At 70.4% G+C, this 19,267-nt stretch carries 17 protein-coding genes; 5 read left to right on the forward strand and 12 right to left on the reverse strand.

The features are described 5' to 3' along the window. Window positions 1–2 precede the first annotated feature (2 nt). The 3 genes from HUG12_RS20575 to HUG12_RS20585 form a co-directional block, all read right to left on the reverse strand. On the reverse strand, window positions 3–1,853 hold the full coding sequence (locus tag HUG12_RS20575; RefSeq protein WP_246308227.1) for a PQQ-dependent sugar dehydrogenase: 1,851 nt from the start codon (window positions 1,851–1,853) through the stop codon (window positions 3–5). Continuing rightward, complete coding sequence (locus HUG12_RS20580) at window positions 1,843–2,337, reverse strand: high-potential iron-sulfur protein (protein ID WP_179270771.1); 495 nt, start codon at window positions 2,335–2,337, stop codon at window positions 1,843–1,845. The genes HUG12_RS20575 and HUG12_RS20580 overlap by 11 nt, the downstream gene beginning before the upstream one ends. Before the next feature lie 125 nt (window positions 2,338–2,462). Next, complete coding sequence (locus HUG12_RS20585) at window positions 2,463–2,792, reverse strand: DUF5789 family protein (protein WP_179270772.1); 330 nt, start codon at window positions 2,790–2,792, stop codon at window positions 2,463–2,465. Window positions 2,793–2,909: 117 nt separating this feature from the next. On the opposite strand from HUG12_RS20585, the gene HUG12_RS20590 reads away from it, so the two are divergent. Further along, window positions 2,910–4,118, forward strand: a complete 1,209-nt coding sequence (locus HUG12_RS20590; protein WP_179270773.1) for an AI-2E family transporter — start codon at window positions 2,910–2,912, stop codon at window positions 4,116–4,118. A 57-nt stretch (window positions 4,119–4,175) separates the two neighbouring features. Here HUG12_RS20590 and HUG12_RS20595 read toward each other — a convergent pair whose 3' ends face one another. Next, window positions 4,176–6,017 (reverse strand): PQQ-dependent sugar dehydrogenase, encoded by a 1,842-nt coding sequence (locus tag HUG12_RS20595; protein WP_179270774.1) that lies wholly within the window; start codon window positions 6,015–6,017, stop codon window positions 4,176–4,178. A gap of 483 nt (window positions 6,018–6,500) precedes the next feature. Here HUG12_RS20595 and HUG12_RS20600 point away from each other — a divergent pair, with 483 nt between their 5' ends. Together HUG12_RS20600 and HUG12_RS20605 are read left to right on the forward strand one after the other, a co-directional pair. Further along, window positions 6,501–7,127 carry a cupredoxin domain-containing protein gene (locus HUG12_RS20600; RefSeq protein WP_179270775.1) on the forward strand — a complete coding sequence of 209 codons (627 nt, stop codon included), beginning with the start codon at window positions 6,501–6,503 and terminating at the stop codon, window positions 7,125–7,127. A gap of 165 nt (window positions 7,128–7,292) precedes the next feature. Continuing rightward, entirely contained in the window at window positions 7,293–8,249 is a 957-nt protein-coding gene (locus HUG12_RS20605) for a TIGR03557 family F420-dependent LLM class oxidoreductase (protein ID WP_179270776.1), read from the forward strand. A gap of 42 nt (window positions 8,250–8,291) precedes the next feature. On the opposite strand, the gene fdhF is transcribed toward HUG12_RS20605, so the two are convergent. Beyond that, window positions 8,292–10,400 (reverse strand): formate dehydrogenase subunit alpha, encoded by a 2,109-nt coding sequence (gene fdhF / locus HUG12_RS20610; RefSeq protein ID WP_179270777.1) that lies wholly within the window; start codon window positions 10,398–10,400, stop codon window positions 8,292–8,294. Window positions 10,401–10,569: 169 nt separating this feature from the next. On the opposite strand from fdhF, the gene HUG12_RS20615 reads away from it, so the two are divergent. Continuing rightward, entirely contained in the window at window positions 10,570–11,130 is a 561-nt protein-coding gene (locus HUG12_RS20615; RefSeq protein ID WP_179270778.1) for a hypothetical protein, read from the forward strand. A 488-nt stretch (window positions 11,131–11,618) separates the two neighbouring features. Continuing rightward, a complete protein-coding gene (gene fmdA, locus HUG12_RS20620) occupies window positions 11,619–12,890 on the forward strand; it encodes a formamidase (RefSeq protein ID WP_179270779.1) in 1,272 nt (423 codons plus the stop codon). Between the two features lie 95 nt (window positions 12,891–12,985). Here fmdA and HUG12_RS20625 read toward each other — a convergent pair whose 3' ends face one another. From HUG12_RS20625 to HUG12_RS20655, 7 genes are all read right to left on the reverse strand, one after another. Then, the gene (locus HUG12_RS20625; RefSeq protein ID WP_179270780.1) at window positions 12,986–13,327 is read right to left on the reverse strand and encodes a hypothetical protein; all 342 of its coding nucleotides are present in this window, start codon (window positions 13,325–13,327) and stop codon (window positions 12,986–12,988) included. A gap of 237 nt (window positions 13,328–13,564) precedes the next feature. Further along, the gene (locus tag HUG12_RS20630; protein WP_179270781.1) at window positions 13,565–13,834 is read right to left on the reverse strand and encodes a PRC-barrel domain containing protein; all 270 of its coding nucleotides are present in this window, start codon (window positions 13,832–13,834) and stop codon (window positions 13,565–13,567) included. 124 nt (window positions 13,835–13,958) lie between these two features. Then, window positions 13,959–14,348 carry a DUF7344 domain-containing protein gene (locus tag HUG12_RS20635; RefSeq protein WP_179270782.1) on the reverse strand — a complete coding sequence of 130 codons (390 nt, stop codon included), beginning with the start codon at window positions 14,346–14,348 and terminating at the stop codon, window positions 13,959–13,961. A 105-nt stretch (window positions 14,349–14,453) separates the two neighbouring features. Next, window positions 14,454–15,698, reverse strand: coding sequence for a bacterio-opsin activator domain-containing protein (locus HUG12_RS20640; RefSeq protein WP_179270783.1), 1,245 nt, complete (start codon window positions 15,696–15,698; stop codon window positions 14,454–14,456). Between the two features lie 133 nt (window positions 15,699–15,831). Continuing rightward, complete coding sequence (gene otsB, locus HUG12_RS20645; protein ID WP_179270784.1) at window positions 15,832–16,704, reverse strand: trehalose-phosphatase; 873 nt, start codon at window positions 16,702–16,704, stop codon at window positions 15,832–15,834. A gap of 1 nt (window position 16,705) precedes the next feature. Next, the gene (locus tag HUG12_RS20650) at window positions 16,706–18,223 is read right to left on the reverse strand and encodes an alpha,alpha-trehalose-phosphate synthase (UDP-forming) (RefSeq protein WP_179270785.1); all 1,518 of its coding nucleotides are present in this window, start codon (window positions 18,221–18,223) and stop codon (window positions 16,706–16,708) included. Window positions 18,224–18,354: 131 nt separating this feature from the next. Further along, a complete protein-coding gene (locus tag HUG12_RS20655) occupies window positions 18,355–19,203 on the reverse strand; it encodes a sugar phosphate isomerase/epimerase family protein (protein WP_179270786.1) in 849 nt (282 codons plus the stop codon). Window positions 19,204–19,267 lie beyond the last annotated feature (64 nt).

Below are 19,267 nucleotides of genomic sequence, written 5' to 3' on the forward strand. Positions count from 1 at the left end.
GGTCACCCCCGCGGGACGACGCGGAGCACCTCGCCCGTCTCGCCCTTCGGCACGTGCGTCTCGCTGGTGCAGACGTATAGTTCGCCGTCCGGGGCGCGGCCGAACGAGAGGACGTTCCGGTTCGGGCGGCCGTTCCGCGTGTCCGAGACGACCAGTTCCTCGAGTTCCCACCCCTCGCCGGAGGGACGGGCCGCGAACAGCCGTCCGGAGGGCCGGTCCTGGGTCGTGGCCCAGTCGCCGAACACGTACGCGCCCTCGAGTTCCGGGAGCGCCGACCCCTCGTAGACGTGGCCGCCGACGACCGCGCTCCCGACGACGGCGTCGCCGCGGACGTGCGGGTACTCGACGATGGGGTCGAGCAGCGGTTCGCCGCGTGCGGACTCGTCGGGGCAGTCGTCCGGCGGGTCGGCGGGGCTGTCCGGGTCGAAGCAGTGGGACCCCTCCTTCAGGTTCCAGCCGTAGTTGCCGCCGTTCTCGACGACGTTCACCTCCTCGTACAGCGCCTGCCCGACGTCGGCGACGAACAGTCGGCCCTCCGAGTCGAACGACACCCGCCAGGGGTTGCGGAGCCCCCACGCGTAGTACTCGTCCAGCCCCTCCTCGCCGACGAGGGGGTTGTCGTCGGGGATCCCGTACCCCCGCTCGCCCTCGGAATCGACGTTGATCCGGAGGATCCCACCGAGCAGGTTCTCGGTCACGTCCTGCCCGTTCCCGCCCGCGACGTGCCCGGGGGCCCGGTCGCCCTCCCCGCCGCCGTCGCCCATCGCGACGTAGAGGTAGCCGTCCGGCCCGAACGCGAGGTCGCCCGCGTTGTGGTTGAACTGCGGGGAGGGGATCTCGAGCAGGGTCGACTCGGTCCCGGGGTCGACCGGCGAGCGGTCGCCGTCGACGGCGAACTCCGCGAGCACCTCGGTGTGGTCGTACGACTCGGGCGTCCCGTCGCGGCGGGTCGCGCTGTACCTGACGAACAGTCGCCCGTTGTCGGCGAACTCGGGGTGGAGCGCCAGTCCGAGCAGCCCGCGCTCGTCGTACTGCGTGCGCAGTTCGACCATGTGGTCGGTGACGTCGAGCAACGGCTCCTCGCGCAGGCCGCCGTCGTCGTGTACGTACACCTGGCCGCTCTGGTCGGCGACGAACCGCCGGGAGGGCTCCGCCGGGTCGTGACACACCGCCACGGGCGCCGACAGCCCCGTCGCCACGCGTTCGAGCCCGATCCGCGTCCCGGCGGGGACGTGCGCGTCGCCCACGTCGCGCTCGCTCGTGTACCGGCTGGCGCGCGTCCGTCGGCGTCCGCGCGCGGCCGTTCCGCCCCCGCCCGTCCCGGCCGCCGACCGCGACGGGTGGTACTCGCCGCGGACGAGGTCGGCGCCCGTCGGCGAGAGCTGTTCGGAGACCCATTCGAACGGCGGTTCCCCGGCCGGCGGCATGAAGAGCCCGCAGCCCGCCTCCTCGTGGATCGCCTTCCCGCCGAGGTAGTCGCCCTCGCGGCCGACGATCATGCACTCGCCGGGCTCGCCCGGGCCGTGGTCGACCCAGAAGCGGCAGTGTCCGCACTTGTGTCGCCAGTCCGCCGGGGGGAGCGGGACGAACGGGACGTACGCGGCCTGCCGCTTGCCGAACTTCCCGCCGGGCTGGGCGGCGGCTTTCACCCGGAGCGCCTCCTCGACGTCCGCGAGGCCGTCCTCGCCCCGGCGCGCGTAGGCGGCGAGCATCCGGGGGTAGTGGGTGAGCCACAGGCGGGGCGGGTCGGGGAGGTCGGCAGCCGAGACGCGCGACCCGTCGCCGGCCTCCGTCGGAACGCGCGGCGACGTCCTCCCCTCCGGGTCCGCCGCGTCGCCCGGGTCACCCGTCATCGTCGGGACCCGTGACGGGGATGGTGCGTTCGCGCCGGGGCGACGGCTCCCCGCCCGCCGACTCGTTCCGGACCGACGGGTGGTACTCGCCGCGGACGCTGGAGGCGCCGTCCGGGATGAGGCGCTCGCGGACCCAGGCGAACGCCGGTTCGTCGCTCGGCGGCGTGAACAGCGCGCACCATCCCCGGGGGTGGATGGCCTCGCCGCCGAACCCGTCGTCGGGTCGGCCGACGACGTGGCACCGTCCGGACTCCCCGGGCCCGCCCTCCTCCCAGAACTGACACCGTCCACACTGGGGGCGCCACAGCAGCGGCGGGAACGGCGACTGCGGCAGGTAGCGAGCGCTTCGCTTGTCGAACTTCCCGTTCGGCAGGTCGTGGGCCGCGTCGTGGACCCGCTCCGCGACGGCGTCCACGCCGCGGTCGCCGTAGCGGAGGTAGTTCCACAGGAGCGCCGACGCGTGCGAGAGGGTCGAAGGTTGCATCTCCGCTCCCCTGGACGGCGGCGCCGGCCAAGTACCTGCGGCCGTCCATTGCAGGGGGCCGTGGCCGTCCGTCGCGGGGTCGACGCCCCCGCCGTCGGGCCGGCCGGAGACGCGCGGCCGGACGCCTAAAACGACTCCTGGTCCGACTCCTGCCCCTCGCCGTCACCGCCGCGGTCGGAGTAGCCCTCGCGCCCGACCGCCTCCTCGCCGACCATGTTCAGCACCGCCTGCCTGACGGCGTCGGCCGACTCGTAGTCCCGCTCGCCGAGGTCGGAGAGCACCTCCCGCAGCGTCCTCGTGCCGCTCGAGATCTCCAGTTCCCGGTCGCCGTAGCGGTCGAGAAGCGTCCCGTGGGAGAGCGGGTACTCCTCGTCCTCCAGGTCCCCGCGCAGGTCGCCGAAGTCGACGCCCATCTCGCGCCCGTCCGTCGCTTCGGTGTCGGTGTCGTCGCTCATCGTGATCCGGTCCGACGTACGCCGCGGGCGCTGAAACCTTTTTGGGCACCCCGTGGCGGGTGCCGCGCGGGCGACGGCCACAACCGTTTCGGGGACGGAACCCGTCCGACGACGGGTATGAACGACGAGGGAGGCGGACGGGCGGTCGCGGGCCACCGCGTCGGCTGGTGGGCGTTCGTCCTCGCGCTCGGGGCCGTCGCGGCGTACATCGCCCACTCGCTGATCGGCCTGCTGGTGCTGGGCGTCTTCGGTTACTACGCCACCCGGCCGATCTGTCGACGCCTCGCAGGGGTCGTCGACTCGGACGCGCTCGCGGCCGGCGCGACCGTGCTGCTCGTCCTGGTTCCGATCCTGTTCGTCGGCTTCTACGCAGGGTTCCAGATCGTCCAGCAGGCCGGGCAGTTCCTCGGCGGAACCCCGGCCTCGCTCCCGCTCCCCGGGGGGATCGACCTCGACGCGATCCCCGCAGACAGCCGACGGGCCGCCGAGTCCGCGATCCGGAACCCCGGGCAGTTCCTCTCGAACCCGCGGGAGACGACGCGGTCGGTGGTCGAACTCGGCCTCGCCGCGCTCTCGGCGCTCGTCGGGGCACTCCTGCTCGCCTCGCTCGCGGTCACGCTCTCGTACTTCCTGCTGGCGAACGACGACGCGCTCGCGGAGGGGCTCCGCCGGCTGTTCGGCGGACGGGACACCGCGGCCTACGCCTACGCGACGGCGGTCGACGAGGACCTGGAGTCGGTCTTCTTCGGCAACCTCCTGTTCGTCCTCGCCATGACCCTCGTAGCGGCGGCGACCTACTGGGGGACGAACCTCGTCGCGCCGGAGGGGCTCCGGGTTCCGATGCCGTTCGTCCTGGCGTTCCTCACCGGCGTCGCCAGCCTCGTCCCCCTCGTCGTCGGCAAGGTCGTCTACGTCCCGGTCGTCGCCTACCTGGGGGTCCGGGCGTACCTGCTCGACGGGAGTCAGGCCGTCTTCGTCGGCGGCCTGCTCGTCGTCTACTTCCTCCTGCTGGACGTCCTCCCGCAGACGTTCCTGCAGCCGGTCATCACGGGTCGGACGATCGACAAGATGCTGCTGCTGTTCGCGTACCTGCTCGGGCCGGTGCTGTTCGGCTGGTACGGCTTCTTCCTCCTCCCGATCCTGTTCGTCCTGATGCTCGAGACGGTTCGCATCGTCCTGCCCGAACTCGTCCACGGCGAACCGCTCACGCCGACGGCGTCGATGGGCGAGTCCGCCGGGGCCGACCCCGAACCGCCGGAGCGGTCGGAGCCTCCGGACGGCGCCGACGGGGCGGCCGAGGACGGGGCCGAGCCCGATTCCGAGTAGCGGCGGGCCGGACGGGGAGCGTCCCGTCGGGTCGCGTAGGTTCCCCTGCCCCCCGTCTCACTCCTCGGGCGTCTCGGTTTCCGTCTCGGTCTCGGTTTCCGTCTCCGTCCCGTCCTCCTCGGGGGTCCCGGCCGGGGTCCCGTCGCCGCTCGGCGTCCCGCCCTCCCCGGGCGGGACGAGCCTGACGACGCGGCCGGTGTCGCCCTGCGGGACGCCCTCCTCGTTGACGAGGACGTACAGCTCCCCGTCGTTGTCGCGGCCGAACATGCGGACGAAGTACTCGAAGTCCTCCGGGAGCACGAGCTCCTCCATCTCCCACAGTCGCTCGCGCGGCACTTCGCCCTCGTCGGCGCTCCCGGGGGTTCTGGTCACGTCGCCGCCGGGGGTGGTCTTGCCCGGCGGCGTCTCCGTCCCGTCGCCGGGCGTGGCGCCCATGCCGTCCTCCGGGGTGCCGTCCATCCCGGCGCCGCCGGTCGGCGTGCCGGGCGTCGCGTCACCGCCCCCGGGCGTCGTCGCGGCGCCACCCTCGCCGAAGTCCTCGGGGGGCGTCGCGGCGAGGACGCGACCCTGGGGCTCGCTCCGCCGGGGGTCCCTCGTCCACTCGCCGAACACGTACTTCCCCTCGAGGTCCGGGATCGTGTCGTTCTCGTACCGGTGGCCGCCGACGATGACGATGCCCTCGAACTCGCCCTGGTAGACGTGCGGGTACTCGACGATCGGGTCCCGCAACGGGGCGCCGTCGTACGGCGGCTCGTCGGGCGCCGTGTCGGGGCACTGGGCGTTGGGGTCGACCTGGCTCGGGTTCTCCGTGCTGAAACAGTGGGTGCCCTCCTTCACGTTCCAGCCGTAGTTGCCGCCCGCCTCGACGACGTTCGCCTCCTCCCAGAGGTCCTGGCCGGCGTCGGCGACGAACAGGTTCCCCTCGCCGTCGAAGGAGATGCCGAAGGGGTTGCGGAACCCGTACGCGTAGATCTCGTCCAGCCCGGGGTTGTCCGCCCCGGCGAACGGGTTGTCCTCCGGGATGCCGTAGTTCGCCCCGCCGTCCCCGTCGCCGCCGTCGACGTCGATGCGGACGACGTCGCCGAGCAGGTTCGACTCGACGTCCTGGCCGTTGCCGCCCCCGTTGGCGTCGTACCAGTCGTCGACGTGGCCGAGCATGTCGTCGTTGGCGCCGCCGCCGTCGCCCATCGGGATGTAGAGGTAGCCGTCCGGCCCGAACGCGATCGGACCGGCGTCGTGGTTGTACTGCGGAGACGGGAAGGTGATGATCTGGGTCTCGCTCTCCGGGTCCCCGCTCCCGAGGTCGTCGTCCGCCTGGAACTCCGAGACGACCTCGATGTGGTCCCAGTTCATCTCCTGCAGTTCGTCGCTCGGCGGCGCGCTGTAGTGGAGGTAGAAGCGGCCGTTCTCCTGGAAGTCTGGGTGGAACTCAACGCCGAGCAGGCCACGCTCGTCGTAGTCGCCGCTCCGGTCGGCGTACTGCCCGAAGAACTCCCCCAGGGTGATCATCCGGTCGCTCACGTCGATGAACGGCTCCTCCTGGCGTCCCTCGTCGGGGGTGACGACCCACAGTTCCCCCGTCTGGTCCGCCACGAAGTACCGCTCCTCGTCCTCGTCGGCCACCGCGAAGTCGGTCGGCGCCGTCATCCCCTCGGCGACGACCTCGTAGCCGACTTCGGCGCCCGGTTCGAAGAAGCCCGTCCCCTGCTGTGCCGACGCGCTCGCCCCCCCGAACGGCGCCAGGTCGCCCGACGACGCGATGCCGGCGCCGACCCCGGTCGCCGCCGCCGCGCCGAGCACGCGTCGCCGCGACGTCGTCCACCTCCCGCCGTCGTCCTCGTCCGTGTACTCGTCCGCCCGTTCCTCGGACCGGTCGCTGGGTTGGCTGTCACTTGGCATGACGGCATCGTGGGTCGTCCACGCCTGGTTTAAAAAATACACACGTTCGTTCAGTTTTCATCGGTATGGCGTAACGAAGCGTTTCAAATCGCGCTAGTAACGAAACGACCCCTTACGCACCGCCCGGTCGGCCTCGCCGCCCTGTCAGCCGGGGTTCGCTTACTCGCTCGAGTGGCCGGACCTACTCCCGCTAGCGCTGGAGTACGTCCACGAACGTCGCCCGTCACGGCGGCGAACCGCCGAAACGGGCCCGTCCGGAGCGCGCCACGCGACTACACGACGACGGGGCCAGCCGCGCCCGCCGGCCGTCTCGGCTCGAACGCGCCGGCCCCTCGTCGCTCCCCGCGTCGGTCGCTACGGCGGAAGCCGAATCGTGCGGCCGGGGGTCGTCCCCCGATTCCGGTGGAAACCGACATACGACGCGCCTAGTCCGGCATATTCAACCCGAGTTATCTTCCCCCCACTCGTCGAATCCTGTCGCGTATGAACCGACGAACCCTGTTACGACGGACCAGCGTGGCCGGAATCGGCATCGCGGCGCTCGCCGGCTGCTCCTCACCGGACGGCGGCGACGGGACGGAGCCCGCAGTGGATACTGAGACGGAAGAGGAGGAGGACGGCGAGGAGACGGAGACGGAGATGGGCGAGGAGACGGAAGCCGGAGCGGGTGAGGGGACCGAGACGGAGATGGGCGAGGAGACGGAAGCCGGAGCGGGTGAGGGGACCGAGACGGAGATGGGCGAGGAGACCGGAACGGCGGAAGGAACGGACGCGGCAGGCGGCGCCGGCGGGGGCGGCAACGCGTACGAGTTCAACGGCGTGACCGAGGCGTGGATGGGCGTCTCCCCGTCCGAGATCGAGGGCGAGGAGAACCCGACGCTCCAGCTCACGGCGGGCGAGGAGTACGAGGTGACCTGGACGAACGGGGACGGGGTGGCCCACGACTTCACCATCCAGGACTCGGACGGGAACAACCTGGAACAGACCGACCTGATCTCCGAGGAGGGCCAGTCGGCGACGCTCACGTTCACCGCCTCCGAGGAGATGACCACGTACATCTGTACGGTCCACCCGAACACGATGGTCGGCGACCTCGAAGTGAGTGCGTAGGCACCCGAACTCGGTTTTCCACGGTCGCACCTCGCCGTCCCGTGCGTTACGGCCGGAGTCGGCGACCGTCACGCCCCGGCGTGTGCCCGCGAGGAACGCTAAGTCCACGGCGGCCGAACCGACGGCCGTGATGGTAACCGAACGACCCCGACGGAGGACGCCCCGATGACCGCGCTCGGCTACTCGCTGATCGGCGAGGAGCACGGCCCCGACGAACTCGTCGAGACGGCCGCGCGCGCCGAGGACGTCGGCTTCGAGTTCGCGCTCGTCTCGGACCACTTCCACCCGTGGCTCGAGAGCCAGGGGCACAGCCCGTTCGTCTGGAGCACGATCGGCGGCATCGCGCGCGAGACGACGGACCTGGAGGTCGGCACGGGGGTGACGTGCCCCCTGTTCCGGATCCACCCGGCCATCGTCGCGCAGGCGGCGGCGACGGTCGCGACGATGCTCCCGGACCGCTTCTTCCTCGGCGTCGGGACGGGCGAGAACCTGAACGAGCACGTGCTCGGCGACCGGTTCCCGCCGCACGACGTTCGGCTCGAGCGGCTGGCGGAGGCCGTCGAGGTCATCCGCGGGCTCTGGACGGGCGAGGAGTACTCCCACCGCGGCGACGGCTACACCGTCGAGAACGCGAAGCTGTACACGGTCCCCGACGACCCGCCGCCGATACACGTGGCCGCCTCCGGTCCGGGGACGGCGAGCGCCGCGGGCGAGTTCGGCGACGGCTTCATCGGCACGTCCCCGGACCCGGACCTGCTCGCGGAGTTCCGCGAGGCGGGATCGGGCGACCGCCCGGCGTACGGGCAGGTCACGGTCTGCTGGGACGAGTCGACGGACGAGGCGCGGCGGGTCGCACACGAGCGGTGGCGAAACGCCGCGCTCCCCGGCGAACTCGGGCAGGTACTCCCGACGCCCGCCCACTTCGAGCAGGCGACTGAACTGGTCGAACCGGACGACGTCGCCGAGTCGGTCGTCTGCGGCCCCGACGCGGACGACCACGTCGAACGGATCGGGGCGTTCGTCGACGCGGGGTACGATCACGTCTCGGTCCATCAGGTCGGACCTCGCCAGGAGGAGTGCCTGGAGTTCTACGAGTCGGAGGTGCTCCCCTCGTTCGGGTGAGACGGGCGGCCGGCAGGACGGCCGGCCGACCGGGGACGCGGCTCAGTCGTCGGCAGGCGTCTCGGGGTCCGCCGGCTCGACGCCGACCTCTATCTCCGCGGCGGCGGCCTTGTACTCGGGGATCTTCGCCCGCTCGTCGAGCACGTCGTTCGTCAGGCGGTTGGCCGAGGCGGCGGCGAAGTGGGGCGTCGTCCAGATCGACCCCTCCTTGATTGCCTCGGTGACGTTCGCGCGCACCGTGATCTCGCCGCGCCGCGACCGGATCGTGACGTCCTCGCCGTCCGAGACGCCGTAGCGTTCGGCGTCGTTGGGGTGGATGTCGACGAAGTTCTCCGGGTGCTGCCGGTTCAGCGTCGGCGAGCGCCGGCTCATCGTCCCGGTGTTGTAGTGCTCCTCCAGGCGCGCGGTCGTGAGGATCATCGGGTACTCCTCGTCGGGCGTCTCCCTGGGCGGCTGGTGGCGCACGCCCTCGATGTGCCCGAGCCCGCTCTCGGTGTCGAACGACTCCTCGTAGAGGTACGGGTCGCCCTCGTCCCCCGGCTCGTAACACGGCCAGTGGATCCCCTCCTCGCCCAGCAGGTCGTAGGTCATCCCGTGGTAGCTCGGACAGACCTGCCGTAGCTCCTCGAAGACGTCCTCGGGGTCCTCGAAGTCGAACCCCTCGCCGAACAGTCGGGTCCCGACCTCCGAGACGATCTCGAGGTCGTGTTTCGTGTTCCCGTGGACCTTCCGGACGGGCCGCATCCGCTGGACCCGCCGGTCGGTGTTCGTGACGGTGCCGCCGCGCTCGGCCCAGGTCGTCGCCGGGAGGATGACGTCGGCGTACTTGGCCGTCTCGGTCATGAAGATGTCCTGGGCGACGATGAACTCCAGTTCCCGAAGGCGCTCCTCGACCCGGTTACCGTCGGGTTCGGACATCACGGGGTTCTCGCCCATGATGTACAGTCCGGCGACGGTGTCGCCTGCCGCGCGGGTGATCTCGACGTTCGTCAGGCCGGGTTCGGGCGGCACCTCGAACCCCCAGACGGCCTCGACCGACTTTCGGGCCTCGTCGTCGTCGACGGGCTGGTAGCCGGGGAGAACGTTCGGCATTGCGCCGACGTCGCAGGTTCCCTGGACGTTGTTCTGGCCGCGCAGCGGGTTCACGCCGGTGCCGGGCCGCCCGACGTTGCCGGTGACGAGCGCGAGGTTGATCTCGTTCTGGACGTTGTCGACTCCGCAGGTGTGCTGGCTCATCCCCATCCCCGTGAAGATGGCCGCGTTGTTGGCCATGGCGTACTTCTCGGCCGCGAGCTCGATGTCCTCTAGCGGAACGCCGCACTGCTCTGCGGCCTCCTCCCTGTCGAAGTCCGCGAGCGTCTCCTCCAGGTGCTCGAACCCCTCGGTGCGCTCGGCGACGAACTCCTCGTCGATCCAGCCGTTCTCCAGCACCGTCTTGATCACGACGTTCAACAGCGGGATGTCGGTCCCGGGGTTCAACTGGAGGTGCATGTGGCGGTCGGTCTCCTCGATCTGGAACGACCGCGTGGTCTTGTTCGCGTGCGGATCGACCTGGATGACGGTCGCCCCCTCCAGGACGGCCTGCCGGAAGTACTGGCTGTTGGCGATGGGGTGCTGCTCGCCGGGGTTGGCACCCTGGATCCAGAAGACGTCCGCGGCCTCCTCCAGATCCGCCATGCTGTTGGTCATCGCGCCCGCGCCGAGGCTGGTCCGGAGGGCCCAGACCGTCGAGGCGTGACACATCCTGGTACAGTTGTCGACGTTGTTGGTGCCGTACCGGCGGGCGAGCTTCTGGAGGAGGTAGTTCTCCTCGTTCATCGTCTTCGAGGACCCGAAAAAGCCCATCGCGTCCGGCCCGTGTTCCTCGCGGATGCGCTCTAGCTCCCCCACGACGCGATCGAAGGCCTCCCCCCAGGACGCCTCGCGGAACTCGCCGTCCTCCTTGACGAGCGGGTCCGTCAGCCGGTCCTCGTGGTCGACGACCTCGGTCGCCGCGCCGCCCTTGATGCAGATGCGGCCCTCGTTGACCGGGGCGTCACCCCACGGCACGAAGCGCATGTCGCCGGGCTTCGCTCCGGGCTGTACCTTGATTCCACAGCCCACGCCACAGTACGGGCAGATGGTCTTGACGGCCTCCTGTTCTTCCGTCATTTTAAATACACCCTGACTACGTGTGTGTCGTCAGCGAACTACAAAAAACCTCCCGCCGAGAACGCGGTACGAGCGTTCGATGCCGACCCGCCTTCCGGTCGTGGGGGGGAAGGGCCGTCGTCGTTCGGCGAGGGAACGTTGACCATCGTGTGTCGCCATGGTACGGACGATGGAGCTCACCCGTCCGGTCGTGACGAGGAAAGCCGAGGAGTACCGTCAGGAGGAACCCCTCTACGCCGTCGAGCAGGAGCAGGTCGAAACGCTCCCGGGGGCGTTCGCGGCGGGCGAGTTCGGCTGGCGGGACGCCGAGTGGGTCGTCAGGTGGTACTACCGCCGGTTCCTCGGCGAGTTCCCCGATTCGGAACGCCGGGAGGTCGAAGACGGGTTCCGCGGAAACGACGACGAATCCGTTCGGGGGGCCATCGGGGACGCCGTCGCGGCGGACGGCGTCGCCGCGATGCTCGAACCGCTGACGGGATTGGAGAGCGTCGACGTGCCGGTCGGGTCGGCGTTCCTGTTGTTCGTCGACCCCGAGTCGTACATCGTCGTCGGGGAGCGCGAGTGGAGCGTCCTCCGCGACGCCGGCGCGCTGGAGGACCCCTACCCCGGATCGCCGTCGGTCGGCGACTACGAGACGTACCTCGGGGCCTGCCAGGCGCTTTGTGACGACCTCGGCTGTGACATGTGGACGCTTTACCGGGCGCTCTGGCGGCTCTGGAAGGGGGAGTAGGATCCGTCGTCCGTCTCGCGGCCGGCCGACGGGAACCCTCTGCCTCGTTCCCATAGTCGCGAATCGTTCGCTCGGTACGGCTTCCGTTCCCGATCGAGGACGTGGCTGGGATCCCCCTGAAGAACCGACGTTCGTGACACTCAGGGATCAATACGCCATCCGACCCGCATACGTATCCGTATGTCGTCATATGGGTCCCGGGTGGGGACACGAGTCGACCCGACGACGGGGCTTCCCGGCGGTTCGACTGGAGTCGGCGAGCGAGCGACCGGCGGTCCGTGTGGCCGAAAGGCGGCGTCGGCTACGCTTCGAGACCGCGTGGTCCCCACGGACTCCCGTCCCCGTCCGGTCCACGGACTCGGGGAGAGTCGGGACGGTCGATCGTGGGGGCTGATCGACGGAGGCGACCGAGATATAATGTTACATACATAATGCTTAAACGTTATTAACCTGAATCATTTCCTTGGGCGATCGTCCCGGAAGTACCCATGCCAGAAGTGCAATTCGAGGTCGACACGACGAAAGCACCCGACGAACAGCCGGGGGCGAACCCGTTCAATCGATGGCACCCCGAGATCGAGTCCGTCGTTCGCGCCGAACCCGGCGACACGGTCCGTCTCGAATGTCTCGACTGGACCGGGGGACAGATCACCGACGACGACGATCCGAACGAGGTCCGCGACGTGGACCTCAATCAGGTCCACTATCTCAGCGGACCCGTCGAAGTCGCGGGCGCCGAACCCGGCGACCTGCTCAAGGTAACGCTGCTCGATATCGGACCGCTGAACGACCGTTCCGAGTTCGGGTTCACCGGTATCTTCTCCCAGCAGAACGGCGGCGGATTCCTGACCGACCACTTCCCGGACGCCGCCAAGGCGATCTGGGACCTCGACGGGACGTACGTCTCCTCCCGACACGTTCCGGACGTGTACTACGAGGGGAAGATACATCCCGGTCTGATCGGAACCGCGCCCTCCCGGGAACTGCTCGAGGAGTGGGTCGACCGGGAAGCGAAACTGATCGAGCAGCACGACGAGGACCCGTCGTCGATCCCGAACCACCCGACCGGCGAGTCCCAACCGCCGGTCGCGAATCCGCCCACGCCGGACGGGGCCCTGCCCGGGGAGGCGGAGGGGGACGTCGCCGACCGCATCGCGGAGGAGGGCGCCCGGACCGTCCCGCCGCGGGAACACGGCGGCAACTGCGACATCAAGGACCTCTCCCTCGGATCGACGATCTACTTCCCGGTGTTCGTCGAGGGCGGGAAGTTCGGCATCGGCGACATACACGCCTCGCAAGGCGACGGCGAGATCACCTTCTGTGGCGCCATCGAGATGGCCGGCTACGTCGACGTCAAGTTCGAACTCGTCGAGGACGGGATGGAGAAACACGGCATCAGCCACCCGATATTCGAACCGGGGCACCGCGGCCCGGACTTCTCGGAGTACGTCGTGTTCGAGGGCTACTCCGTCGACGAGGACGGGGAGCAGCACTACATGGATCCGCACGTCGCCTACCGCCAAGCCTGTCTCGAGGCCATCGAGTACCTGAAGAAGTTCGGCTACACGGGCGAACAGGCGCTGATGATCCTGGGAACGGTGCCGGTCGAGGGCAGACACAGCGGCGTCGTCGACATCCCCAACGCGTGCTCCACGCTCGCGCTCCCGAAGGACGTCTTCGAGTTCGACGTCAGTCCGGACGAACTCGGGGGGGCCGAGGATCGCGGGCAGGTCCCCATCACGGACGACCCGCTCGGGTGACCCCCCGGGACCGATCCCCTACCGGGGGTTCCGGTGACCGGCAGTCCGACCCCGGACCGGATGCTCCCGCCGTCGAACCCGGAGCCGTTCGACTCCTACTCGGACGCCCCGTCCGGGAGGTCGGGCGCGTGTTCGTCGTCGACGACGCTGCTGAGCACGCCCGTCAGCGGAACGAGTTGGTCCCGGTCGATCGCTTCGAGGTCTCCGCTCCCCTTCGTGGCCAACGAGTGGTACCGGCCGGCAGCGAGTAGCGCGAGTCGCATGACGTCGTCCGTGGTGACCACCCGGCTTCCGGCGACGTCGTTCAACTCGTCCCGGACGGCACTCACGTCGTCGCGGGTGTCGATGGACATCGTCAACGACACCTGGAACCGGTGCGGGACGTCCTCGTGGAACCGTGCCATCGCGTCCACGACGTCAGATCGCGTTTCTGTCATCGGTCAAATGTAGGTGGGATCGGCAGGTAAGATTTTGGACGTCGTGCCGTCGGTCAGAGCCCTCCCCTTGATTACCGGCACGGAACGCCGAGTGGCGTCGCGAGGGAACCGCGTCCGCACCCGTGTGAGGAACCGGACATCGTCCTGCGCGCTGCCGTCCGAGGGACGGCCGTGTCCGCTCGACCGCGAAGAAAACCCGCACGGTTCCGGCCGCTTCGATCCGACCGTCGATCCCGGCTACAGGTTGGTCCGTAGCCGGATCGAGTCGTCGGTGACCCGATCTATCGCCTCCTCCTGAAGCGGGTACGCCCCCTCCTCCCCGTCCGCGTCCGCCCAGCCGAGCTTCGCCGATATCGTCTCGACGATTCCCGGATCGGGATCGACGTACGCCGTTCCGTGGCGGATGTCCACGACACGGCCGACCGTGTCGTCCCCGTACTCCACCGGCTTTCCGACGTCGTCCTCGGTGATGCGCTGGTCGGTCGAATCGGTTGGGTCGGTTGCCATCGCGAGAGTCGATTGGCCGGGTCCACGGATAACTCGGCTGCCCGTATTTGCAAGCCGGGGCGGGGACGGGCCCTGCTCCGCGACCTCGCCCGTCCGTCACCCCATCCCGACCCGTCCGGTCGACTCACCCGGCCAGGGACGACTCCTCGACCGCCGTCTGCAGTCGCCCGAGCAGCTCCCACTTCGGGTGGTCGACGGCCCGGACCGTCCCGTCGCCGTAGTCACACCGGACGACGTCCGCGTCCTCCAGCTTCGGCAGGTGGTTGTGGAACAGCACGAGCCGGATCTGCTCGTGCCGGCCGTCCGCGAGGGGGAGCCCCCGTTCGACCCGCTCCCGCTCGGCGACCGCGTCCACCAGTTCGTCGAACCCGAGCTCGTCCTCCGTGGACAGCGCGGCGAGCAGGTAGCGTCGCCGTGCGTTCCGGAGGAGGTCGAACACCTCGTCGACCTCCCTCGGTCCCGGTTCCCCTCTCCGCCCGGACGAACTCGGCCGTGACGTTCTGGTGTACGTCATGCCCGGTACGTACGTCCCACCACACATAGCCGTATAGCCTCAACACTTAGGGAACTGCGACGGCGGTCGGACGGAACCGCGGGACGTGGCGCCCTCACGGCGGCGTCAACCGGAGAGGGGAGCGTCACGAAGGAGGTGTTCGAGGAGCGCCCGTTCGGCCTTGCGCACGTGCTGGTGGAAGGTGGGCGCGGAGACCTCGAGCGACTCCGCGACCTCCTCGCCGGTGGCCTCCCGCGGCCACTCGAAGAAGCCCGCGTAGTAGGCCGCCTCGATGGCGGTGCGCTGGCGTTGCGTCAGCCCCTCGAAGGCGGATCGCTCGGCCGACCGGGTGGACGGCGGCGATTCGCCGACCTGCCGCTGTGAGACGAACTCGATCCCGGGGTACCGCTCCCGGACGGCCTCGACGATCGGCCTGACCGCGACGCCCTGGGGGATCCGGGCGCTCAGGTAGAACTCGCCGCCCTCGAGCACGAAGTCGGTCAGCCACGCACCCCAACCGGCGACGATCGAACTCAGCGGTCGGGTCGAACGGTGCGCCTCGAACGCGAGGCCGTCCCCCTCCCCGTCCCTGACGCGCATCCGGTCCCACCGGGGAAGCCGGTTCGGGACCGCCTCCAGCGTGGCGCGCATGTCCGGGGTCGCGCTCCCGTACTCGATGTACGTCCCGCCCCCGGCCGGGATCGAACGCTCGAAGCGGACGGTGCCGTCGCCCGGCGGCAGGTCGTAGGCGTCGAACACGTTCCGGCAGCGGAACTCCACCTCGACGACCTCGTTCGTGAGGAGCGCGCGCTTCCACCCGACCGCGGCGATGGCGTAGCCGAGCAGTTCCGCGAGCGAGGTCACGGAGTCGCGTACGCGCCCCGTGAACCCGCGTTCGCGGGTGAAGTGGACGTTCAGGACGCCGAACAGCGTCCCCTCGTGTTCGACGGGGACGGCCGCCGAGGACCGGAAGCCGTACTCGGCGGCCCGCTCGCGCCACGGCCCGTACTCCCGGTCGGAGCGGACGTCGTCGACGACCTGTATCCGGCCGGTGCTCACGGCCCGGCCGGTCGGCCCGCCCCCCAGTTCCCCGCCGAGATCGACCTCGATGTCGTCGAGGTACGCCTCGACGCCCGCCTCGGCCCGCAGGCGCACCCGATCGTCGGGGACGTCGACGGCGCCGATCCACGCGAACTCGACGCCCTCAAGGTCGGCCAGGTGCTCGCAGACGATCCGCTCGATCCCCTCGCGCGTCGACTGGTCCGCGAGCGCCGTCACGATTCCGCGCAGGGCCGCCTCGAGTTCGGGTTCGTCGCTCCTGAGGTCGCCACCGCCGGTGTCGGGTTCCGACGGTCCGTGACGGTCGGACATTCGATTCGGCAGAGCCGACCGCCCGCAATAAAACGAGTGGTACCATCTAGGTTTGCGCCTCGCTGACGTGGTTTTACGACGGTTTCGACCGGATGGGGACGGTACGGTTACCGTTCGTTCGGGTAGCCGGGCCCTACCCCGACGCGGCGCCTTCGTCACCGCCGACCGGAACGCCGGCGAGCCAGCGGAGGAGCCGTACGACCGCTTCGGGATCGTGGACGCGAACCGAGGCGGCCGTGTCGGCCCGGTCGCCGACGAGGACCGCGACCCCCGTCGGCCGGAGTTCGTCGAAGGCGTCCTCGTCGGTGACGTCGTCGCCGACGAACAGCGTGCGGTACGCCGGGTGTCGGTCCCGGAGCAGACGCACCGCCCTGTCCTTCCCGCCCTCGACGTCGGGCCGGAGCTCGAACACGCGCTTGCCCCGGGTGAGTCGGAGCCCGTCGGCCGCCGCGACGGCGGCCGTCACCGCCTCCTCGACCGTCCCGACGTGCTCCTCGGGCGTTCGCCGGTAGTGGACCGACGCGGTGAGCCCCTTGTCCTCCACGAGGCTGCCCGGGACGTCGGCCAGCTCCGAGCGGAGCTCCGTGACCGCCGCCGCGACCGCCGGACGGATCCCCTCCACCTCCGGGTCGACCGCCCCCGTTCGATCGGCCGCGCCGGCCTCCTCCCCTCCGGCCTCGCACTCCTCCCCGCCCACGACGTCGAGTTCGAGCCCGTGGTTCCCGGCGAGGTGGACGCCGGGGACGTCGACGCGCTCGCGGAGGTCGGCGAGCGACCGCCCGCTCACGACCGCGACCTCGACCGAGGGACGGTCGACGAGCCGCACGAGCGCGTCGCGAGCCCCGGAGGACAGCTCCGCGGCCGCCGGGTCCTCCACGATGGGCGCGAGCGTCCCGTCGAAGTCGAGACAGACGAGCAGGCCCGGCGCGCCGGCTACCCGGTCGCGGAGCGCCGGGAACGGCTCCTCGAGCAGCGGCGGGGGGTCGCGGTCCGACTCCCCCGACATCTCAGGGGGCCTCGCGGCGCGTCTCGCGGACGGTTCCGGCCGTCTCCAACACGTCGTCGAGCCAGTGGGCCAGGTCCCCGTCGTGGACCCGGTGGCGGAGCGCCCGCATCCGGGAGCGGCGCTCCCACTCGTCCATCGCGAGCGCCCGCTCGATGGCCTCGGCCCCGGCGACGGGGTCGTACGGGTCGAGTTCGACCGCGCCCTCGCCCAGCTCCTCGTAGGCGCCTGCCAGGCGGCTGAGCAGGAGCACGCCGTCGTCCTCGACCTGGGCGGCGACGTACTCCTTGGCGACGAGGTTCATCCCGTCGCGCAGGGGGCTGACGAGCCCCAGGTCGCTGTGCCGGTAGAGCGAGCAGAGGTCCGGGTAGTCGAACATCTCGGTCGTGTACACGACCGGCTGCCAGTCGTCGGTCCCGTACCGCTCGTTGAGGCGGTCGACGGCGTCCTCGACCTCCGCCCGGAGCTCCTGGTAGGCGGGGATCCGCTCGCGCGTCTCGCTGGCCTTCTGGACGTAGGTGAACTCCCCCCGGAGGTCGGGGCGGCGCTCGAAGAGGTGTTCGAGCATCTCCAGCCGCGGGGGAATCCCCTTCGTGTAGTCGAGCCGGTCGACGCCGAGCGCGACCGTGACGTCCTCGTCGATGCCGTGAGCGTGGCGGAAGCGGGTCCAGAACACCCCGTCGTCCTCGGCGTGCTGCCGGATCTCGTCGGCGTCGACGCCGAGCGGGAACGCGCGGACCGTCGTGACCCCGCCGTCGTAGTGGACCTCGCCGCCCGTCCAGTCGACGGTCGCGCCGTCGAGGTGTTCGTCCACGCACTCCATGAACCGGGCGCCGTACCGCGGGAGGTGGAACCCCAACAGGTCGTTGCCGAGCAGCCCCTCGAGGAGCGCCGACCGCTGCGGGCAGATGGCGAACACGTCCGGGGCGGGCCAGGGGATGTGGTAGAACTGCATCAGGAACGCGTCGGGTTCGCGGGCCCGCACCAGTCGCGGGGCGAGCGCGAAGTGGTAGTCCTGAAACCAGACGGTCCCCCCCGACTCGGCGTGGTCGACGACGGCGTCGGCGAACCGCTCGTTCACCTCGCGGTAGCGCTCCCAGTGCTCCGCCTCGAACCGCACCCGGCAGGTGTCCGTGTGACAGAGCGGCCACAGCGCCTGGTTCGCGTAGCCGTCGTAGTAGCCCCGGACCTGCGACTCCGAGAGCGACACGCGCTGGAGGGTGTACTCGGGGTCCTCGGGCGGGACCGTGACGCGGTCGTCCTCGTCCGCGACCGCGAAGTCGGCGTCCCCGTCCCCCCACGCGACCCACGTCCCGTCGAGCCGCTGCATCACCGGGTCCAGCCCCGCGGTGAGCCCCCCCGTCGGACAGTCGACGGCGATCTCCTCCCGGTCCCCCCCGTCGTCGCGCTCGTACCGGTGCCGGTAGGGCTGCCGGTTCGAGACGAGGACGAGGTCCTCGCCCACCCCGTACTCCGCCGGTCGCTGTTCGTCGGACGACCCCGATTCCGAGTTCGCTGTCATTGACGCGTTCTCACGTTTCCCGCCAGCGGCCCTATCGACACGGCCGGCATATTCACCCCCTAGACACCCCGTCCCGTCAGCCACATTCGGAGACAGCTCCCGCCGCCGAGCGAACGGCGGGAACGACCGCCTCAGACGTACTCGGAGAGCGCCTCGTGGGCCTCCCGGGCCGCCCGGTCCGGCTCGTCGGGATACGTGTACAGCTCCAGGGTGGCGAACCCGTCGTAGCCGACGTCGTCCAGCGCGTCGAAGACGGCCGCGAAGTCGAGGTCGCCCTCCCCGGGGATTCGGTGGTAGTGTTTCCCCCGGCGGCCGCCGACGATGTCCTCCAGGTGGACGCCCGTGACGTGCCCGCCACAGCGCCGGATCGCCTCGGCGGGATCCTCGCCGTACACCGCCGCGTGCCCGACGTCGAGGTTGACGCCCAGCGAGTCGCGGCCCACGTCGTCGATCAGCGCCAGCACCTCGTCGGTGCACTCGACCAGCAGTTCGGGTTCGTACTCGATGCCGACGTCCACGCCGGCGTCCTCGGCGTAGTCGAGGATCTCGCCGAGCGACTCCCGGAGGTACTCGCGTGCCCGCTCGGGCGGGTTCCCGGGGAGCGGGCGTCCCGTCGCGAGACAGACCGCCGGCGCGTCGGTCGCGGCCGCGAGGTCGACGGCGCGCTTCGTGTACTCGACGCGCCACGCCCGGTCGTCCGCGTCGGCGGTGATCACGCTCGGGTCGAAGAACGACGACGGCGGCGCGTCGTCGTAGTAGCCCGTCGCCGTGTTCGCGTTGACGTTCGAGACGGAGAGGCCCGTCTCGCGGAGCGCCTCCAGCGCGTCGTTCCGGTCGCTCTCGTCGAACCACGGGAAGAAGGCGTGGGGCACGTCCCCGAGCAGTTCGACGCCGGCGTAGCCGTGGCGCGCGACGCGGCGGATCGCCTCGGGGAGCGGGAACTCGGTGTACGCGTTGGTGGAGAACGCCAGTTTCGTCATGTCACCACCTTCGGGGGCCGTCGCCAAGAAACCCGGACCGGACGGCGGCGGAGGGTCCGGCCCG

The sequence above is a fragment of the Halorarum salinum genome, assembly GCF_013402875.1.
Taxonomy (GTDB): domain Archaea; phylum Halobacteriota; class Halobacteria; order Halobacteriales; family Haloferacaceae; genus Halorarum; species Halorarum salinum.